General features: G+C 60.3%; 6 protein-coding genes. All 6 read right to left on the reverse strand.

The window, feature by feature from the left end:
- Positions 1–15: 15 nt before the first annotated feature.
- A complete protein-coding gene (locus ACIOUG_RS16165; RefSeq protein WP_401066924.1) occupies positions 16–873 on the reverse strand; it encodes an NAD-dependent epimerase/dehydratase family protein in 858 nt (285 codons plus the stop codon).
- Entirely contained in the window at positions 870–2096 is a 1227-nt protein-coding gene (locus tag ACIOUG_RS16170) for a methyltransferase domain-containing protein (protein ID WP_401066926.1), read from the reverse strand. Before ACIOUG_RS16170 ends, ACIOUG_RS16165 begins: the two co-directional genes overlap by 4 nt.
- Complete coding sequence (locus tag ACIOUG_RS16175; RefSeq protein ID WP_401066927.1) at positions 2093–2653, reverse strand: dTDP-4-dehydrorhamnose 3,5-epimerase family protein; 561 nt, start codon at positions 2651–2653, stop codon at positions 2093–2095. The genes ACIOUG_RS16170 and ACIOUG_RS16175 overlap by 4 nt, the downstream gene beginning before the upstream one ends.
- Positions 2650–3732: a CDP-glucose 4,6-dehydratase gene (gene rfbG / locus ACIOUG_RS16180; RefSeq protein ID WP_083366619.1), complete on the reverse strand. Its 1083-nt coding sequence runs from the start codon at positions 3730–3732 to the stop codon at positions 2650–2652. Before rfbG ends, ACIOUG_RS16175 begins: the two co-directional genes overlap by 4 nt.
- On the reverse strand, positions 3714–4487 hold the full coding sequence (rfbF, locus tag ACIOUG_RS16185) for a glucose-1-phosphate cytidylyltransferase (protein ID WP_401066928.1): 774 nt from the start codon (positions 4485–4487) through the stop codon (positions 3714–3716). The genes rfbG and rfbF overlap by 19 nt, the downstream gene beginning before the upstream one ends.
- A 282-nt stretch (positions 4488–4769) precedes the next feature.
- Positions 4770–6816: beta strand repeat-containing protein (locus ACIOUG_RS16190; RefSeq protein WP_401066929.1), on the reverse strand; the 2047-nt coding region annotated here is incomplete at its 5' end.

Here is a 6816-nt window from a genome sequence, read left to right on the forward strand (position 1 = left end):
TCGCGTCGAAGCGCATCATTGGGTTCGCTGCGCCTCAAGCAACTGTTGCAAACGGTCGACCACCGCCCAGAACGCCATGGGTTCGTGTGTCGGATAGGGGTAATGCCCCAGATTCAAATCGATCGAAGCACCGCGTTCACGCAGGCGTTGCTCGACCAGGGTTCTTACCGAAATCGCCTGGCCGCTGGCGCAATTGATCACGCCATTGAAATCACGTTGGTGCAGGATCGCCGCGAGGTAACCGGCAGCAGTCTGGATCGGCAAAAAGTCCCGCAGCTGCTCGCCGCCAGACATGTTGAACGACGCCTCCCCGGCATCGATCGCCCGGTCCAGCGCTGCCAGCAGACTGTTGGGGTTCTGCCCTTCGCCATGCAAATAGAACAGACGCGCCCACTGCAAGGTGAACGGTTTTTCCTGCTGCAGATTTTGCAAAAACAGGTGCAGTGTGTGTTTCGCCAGACCGTAAGGATTGCCCGGCTGCGGCTCGACATTTTCGCTGAGCGGGCCGCTTTGCATGCCGTATTCAAAACAGGTGCCCGTCACCAGCACTTGCCTCACACCCGCCTCGACCGCGCCTTTGATAAAGCGGTAGTCGGCCATCAGGTTGTGCTCGAAATGGAACAGCGCCCGATAGTTCGGCAACCCCGGCCAGGCCAGGTGCGCGAGGACATCGATACCGTCGGTGAGCGCCGCAATGTCCAGATCAGCCGCATGAATATCCACCGCGACGAATTCGACGTCGTTGATCCACGGCATGGTCGCAGCCGTATCTGAATTGCGCGCCACCGCGCGAACGTCGCAGCCACGCGCGAGCAACGCCGCGACCAGATGCCGGCCGACGAAGCCCGTGGCCCCGGTGACCAGGGCTTTCACAGGACTTTCATCTCAGGTACGGCGATCACGAAGCGCCCGTCCCACTGGCGCACCTGCGCCAGTTGCTGACTGACTTCGTGCAGCAGGTTCCACGGCAGTACCAGCACGTAGTCCGGTTTTTCGCTATCGATCTGCGCCGGCGCGACAATCGGGATCCGACTGCCCGGCAGAAACTTGCCCTGCTTGTGCGGGTTGGCATCGGCCACCCAGGCCAGCAGGTCGGGTTTGACCCCGGCGTAGTTGAGCAAGGTGTTGCCCTTGGCCGCCGCGCCGTAACCGACCACACGTTTGCCGTCGGCCTTGGCCTGCAACAGGAAGCGCAGCAGTTCATGCTTGATGCGTTCGGCAGCCGGCGCGAGGGTCGCGTAGTACTCAGGGGTTTTCACCCCGGTAGCGAGCTCGGCCTGCAGCTGTTGCTGCACCGCCGGCTGCACCGCCCGACGCTCACCGTCCCGGCGCTGCACGAACACCCGCAGCGAACCGCCATGGGTGCTCAATTGACTGACATCAAACACTTCCAGACCATTGCGCTCGCACAGGGTCTGCACGGCGGTCAGCGACAGATAGGAATAGTGCTCGTGGTACAGCGTGTCGAACTGCGCACCGGCCATCAGCGTCAGCAGTTGCGGAAATTCGAAGGTAGCGACACCGGTCGGCTTGAGCAGCGTGGCGAAACCACCAAGGAAATCATTGATGTCCGGCACATGCGCGAGCACGTTGTTGGCGGCCATCAGGTCGGCGCCCCAGCCTTCGCTTTTCAGCTGTGCTGCGCTGTCGCGACCGAAGAACACTTCACGAATCTGCAGACCCTTTTCCCGCGCCGCTTGCGCGGTGCTGCGGGTAGGCTCGACACCCAGACACGGAATGCCGCGAGCAGCGACGTACTGCAGCAGATAACCGTCATTGGCGGCAATTTCGACCACACGGCTGTCGGCGTCCAGAGCAAAGCGCTCGACCATCTCGGCAACATAGCGCTCGGCATGGGCCAGCCAGGTGCTGGAGAACGAACTGAAGTAGGCGTACTCGGCGTCGAACAGGCTGTCGGCGCGGGTGTAATCCTCGGTCTGCACCAGCCAGCATTGCTGGCACACGGCGACCTTCAGCGGCACCCATTGCTCGGCCTGCTCCAGGCGCTCGGCGTGCACGTAGGCATTGGACGGCGGCGAGGTGCCGAGGTCGATCAGCGGCAGGCTCAGCGGTGCGGCGCACCCACGGCAGTTCATAGACGCACTCCAGCAAAGTGTTGATCGAGCGCGGGATGGCTGGAATCACGCGCTGACAAATTATTGACAGGCAACGGCCAGGCAATCGCCAGCCGTGGATCGTTCACCGACAGCCCGCTCTCATGCTCCGGCGCGTAATCGGCGCTGTGCAGGTAAAGCAGTTCCGCATCGTCGGTCAGGGTCTGGAAGCCGTGGGCGAAGCCGGCCGGAATCAACAGGCTGCGACCGTCACCGGCCTGCAGATGCTCGGCGTGCCAGTGCAGAAAAGTTTCGGAATCAGGACGCAGATCCACCGCCACATCCCACACTTCACCGCGCAGACAGGTGATCAGTTTGGCTTCCGGTGCATTGGCATTCTGGTAATGCAGACCGCGCACACTGCCCTTTTCACGGGTGCAGGAATGGTTGATCTGGCGGATGTAAAATTCGCTGCCGAACGCGCTCAGGCTGCCTTCGCAGAACAACCGGGCGAAGTGCCCGCGCTGATCTTCGAAACGCTTGTGCTGGACGCTGAACAACCCGGCCAGCGGCAACGCTTTCAAGGAAAACTCGCTCACAGCGCGCCTCGGTACAGGTTCAGTTGGCCGAGGGTCACGGCGCGCATGTCATCGCCGTTCTGCCACGCCAGGTGCCAGTCGAGGGTCTGGGTCAGGCATTGCTGCAAGGTCCAGCGTGGCTGCCAGCCCAACACCTGACGAGCGCGACTGCTGTCCAGACGCAACAGGCCAGCCTCGTGCAGTTCGCTTTTTTCGATGCGCAGACCGCGTGCCTGTGGCCAGCGACTGGCGAGCAGTTCGACCACTTCGCCGACGCTGCACATGTCCGCCTCGCCGGGTCCGAAGTTCCACGCCCCGGCGTACTCCGGGCCTTGTTCGTAGAGGCCGGCGGCCAATTGCAGGTAACCGGCCAGCGGTTCCAGCGCGTGCTGCCACGGGCGCACCGCTTGCGGGTAACGCAGGGTCACCGGCTCGTCGGCAGTCCAGGCTTTGAGCACGTCGGGAATCAGGCGCTCCGGGGCGAAGTCACCGCCGCCCAGGACGTTGCCGGCACGCGCGGTGGCCAGGGCCAGACCGTGCTCGGCGTACTTGTCAGCCGGGAAGAACGACGCCGCGTATGACTGTGCCAACAGTTCACAGCAGGCCTTGCTGCTGCTGTAAGGATCGTGCCCGCCGAGCGCTTCGTCTTCGCGGTACGGCCACAGCCATTCCTTGTTGGCGTAAACCTTGTCGGTGGTCACCAGCACGCAGGCGCGCACGCAACCGACCTGACGAATCGCTTCGAGCAGGTTCAGCGTGCCCATGACGTTGCTGGAGTAAGTCCCCAGCGGATCGCGATAGCCTTCACGCACCAGCGGCTGAGCGGCCAGGTGCAGGACGATCTCCGGTTCGGTGTCGGCGATGATCTCCAGCAACGCGCCGAGATCGCGCAGATCACCGCGCTGATCGTTGATCCCTTCGTGAACCCGTGCCAGTTCATACAGGCTCGGTTCGGTCGAAGGATCCAGCGAAAAACCGCTGACTTGCGCGCCGAGGCTTTGCAGCCACAGGGTCAGCCAACTGCCCTTGAAACCGGTGTGGCCGGTGACCAGGACGCGCTTGCCGCGCCAGAAATCCGCACTCAGGCCCATTGCTTCCATGGGGCCTCCCCGCTCTGCCACAGCGCTTCGAGGTGGTTCTTGTCGCGCAGGGTGTCCATGGGTTGCCAGAAGCCATCGTGCTCGAACGCCTTGAGCTGTTCATCCTGGGCCAGCCGTGCCAATGGCTCAGCCTCCCAAGTGGTTTCATCACCCGCGATATACGGCAACACTTTCGGCGACAGGACAAAAAACCCGCCATTGATCCAGCCGCCGTCACCGCGTGGTTTTTCAGTGAAACCGAGGACCTGATCACCCTGGCGCTCCAGGGCGCCGTAACGACCCGGTGGTTGCACCGCCGTCACGGTCGCCAGGCGGCCATGGGCCTTGTGGTAGTCGACCAACTGGCGAATATTCAAATCGGAAACGCCGTCGCCGTAAGTGAAGCAGAACGCCTCTTCATTCTTCAGATAACGGCCGGCACGCAGCAGACGGCCACCGGTCATGGTTTCCTCGCCGGTGTCGATGAGGGTGACACTCCATGGCTCGCTGTAATTCTGATGCACGTCCATGCGGTTCTCGCGCATGTTGAACGTGACGTCGGAGGTGTGCAGGAAGTAGTTGGCGAAGAAGTCCTTGATCGCATAGCCCTTGTAGCCCAGGCAGATCACGAAGTCGTGGATTCCGTGAGCGGAATACTGCTTCATGATGTGCCAGAGAATTGGCTTGCCGCCGATCTCGATCATCGGCTTGGGCTTGAGGTGCGACTCTTCACTGATGCGCGTGCCGAGGCCACCCGCCAAAATTACTGCCTTCATCGTCTCCCCTCTTGTTCTTCACCGGGCTGCGCAGAGCTTTCTTGAGCGGTGCGCGCCTTATGGCTAAACCTTTTACCGCTGGCGGCGCCGCGGCGATGACCGCAAGCGCTCGTTTTATGGCGATTTGAGGGGGACTTGCAGGAAACGCGCCAGCTCGGCGAGTCCCCTGTCGAAGGGTCTGCAAGGTAAAAAAAGGGCAGACCCGAATGATAAATATCAGGTCCACCCTCTATATCTACACCTTCAGCCCCGCTGGAGGATCGACAGTGTTCGATTCAGAAATCAACCAAACATGGCAAACCCGTCGCTATTGGCTGGCAAATTGATAATTTGCCCGTTCGCCGTCTGAATTTGCTCAATGGTATCGAAGCCGGCGAACCAGCCCTTGAGCTGCACACCTTCCTGCGGCGTTGTACCTGGTGCAAAACTCGATCGATGCAGATACAGATCATCACCGACACGATCGGCCAACAGCTCTGAGCTGCCGATATACGACAGCACCAGTTTGTCCTGGCGGCTCGCGCCGTCATCCTGGATGGTTACAAGCGCTGAAGTATCGATGATGTAGCTATCATCTCCTTCGCCGCCGTTGGCGAAACCAATGGACTTCAGCACCAACTGATCATCTCCAGCGCCACCAGACAAAGAGAAGTCCAGGCCAGTACCGGTCAACAGATCCTTGCCCTCCCCACCGTCAGCCATGCCATGAGTCACAGTGATGACATCGTCACCGACCTCGCCATAGGCTCGACTGCCGACATCGTTGGCAGCAGTGACGATCGTGTCATTGCCATTACCGCCATAAAGTGTGTCGGCCTGTGGTCCATTGGTTTGCCCAACCAGACTGAACGGCCCGATCGACGAAACCAGCCCGCCATACAAAGCATCGTTGCCGTCTCCACCATAGATAAGGTCGTTGCCCAAACCGCCTTCCAGGTAATTGACACCGGCGTTGCCGGTCAGGTTGTCATCGAAGTGACTGCCTACGACACGCTCGATATTGTGCAATACATCGCCTTGCGCATCGCCACCCTGGTTGACGTTGGTCAACAGGTTAATGTCTACGGCGCGAGTGCTGGTGATATACATGGCCGTGTCTTGGCCGTCGCGACCGTCAATCACATCCGCACCCAAGCCACCGATGAAAATATCGGTGCCTCGTGAACCGGCAAAGGTGTCATCGAAGTTGCTACCCTGGATGAGCTCAATATTGACGAACGTGTCTCCCGCAGCATCTCCTGTGTTGGCATTGCTGGTCAGGTCGATTGTGATCGCTGCCTCCGAAAACTCGTAACTGATCAGATCTTGCCCGACACCACCGTCTACCCCCATGGCAGCTGCACCGCCGTAGATTATATCGTTGAAGTTCGATCCTTTGATCACCTCAATGCCTGTGAAGGTGTCGCCGGCACCGATACCGGAATAGACATTGGTTTTCAGGTTGATAATCATCGCCACGGCGCTGTCGGCATACCCGACAGTGTCATAACCCGCACCGCCGATGAACTGGTCGGCGCCTGCGCCACCGTACAGCGTGTCATTGCCCGAGCCGCCGGTGATGATGTTGTCGCTGGCGTTGCCCCAACCGGTGTAAGCGTTGTTGCCGAGAAAGGTCAGGCGTTCGATATTGTCCGCCATGAACGTCTGGCTTGCAGTGACCACTGACACGCGCATTTCATCGTTGCCGCCATCCGCCTGTTCGATGATGGCTGAAGCGACATTGGCGTTAATGTAGTAGATATCGTCGCCAGCGCCACCTTCGAAAGTGGCGACGGCCGTTGTCACGGTAAAGCTGTCATTGAAGGCTGAGCCGATGACTTTTTCGATCCCGGTCAGGGTTGTGCCTTCGGCATCGCCGCCAGTCCCGGCCACACCGGTCGCGCCTCCCCCGCGAATATCGACATTCACTGCCGCCGAGGAGGTCGAGTAGTCGACTGTGTCAAATCCCGTTCCGCCATCAAAGTCGATGCCTTTGCCGTCACCGACAAAGATGTCGTTGAGGTTTGAGCCCTTGATCGCCTCGATATCGGTGAACGTGTCACCTGTCGCGATTCCGGAGTGCACACCGGTTTTCAGGTTGATGCTTACCGCAACCTTGCTGTCCGTGTAACCAGCCGTGTCGTAACCCGCACCGCCGATGAACTGGTCGGCGCCTGCGCCACCGTACAGCGTGTCATTGCCCGAGCCGCCGGTGATGATGTTGTCGCTGGCGTTGCCCCAACCGGTGTAAGCGTTGTTGCCGAGAAAGGTCAGGCGTTCGATATTGTCCGCCATGAACGTCTGGCTTGCAGTGACCACTGACACGCGCATTTCATCGTTGCCGCCATCC

It is taken from the genome of Pseudomonas sp. NPDC087803 (genome assembly GCF_044742995.1).
Classification (GTDB): Bacteria; Pseudomonadota; Gammaproteobacteria; order Pseudomonadales; family Pseudomonadaceae; genus Aquipseudomonas.

Bases quoted from the DNA above. Each gene is read 5' to 3' on its own strand.
- ACIOUG_RS16170 (WP_401066926.1), bottom strand. From the start codon at position 2,096: ATGAACTGCCGTGGGTGCGCCGCACCGCTGAGCCTGCCGCTGATCGAC.
- rfbG (WP_083366619.1), bottom strand. From the start codon at position 3,732: ATGGAAGCAATGGGCCTGAGTGCGGATTTCTGGCGCGGCAAGCGCGTC.
- rfbF (WP_401066928.1), bottom strand. From the start codon at position 4,487: ATGAAGGCAGTAATTTTGGCGGGTGGCCTCGGCACGCGCATCAGTGAA.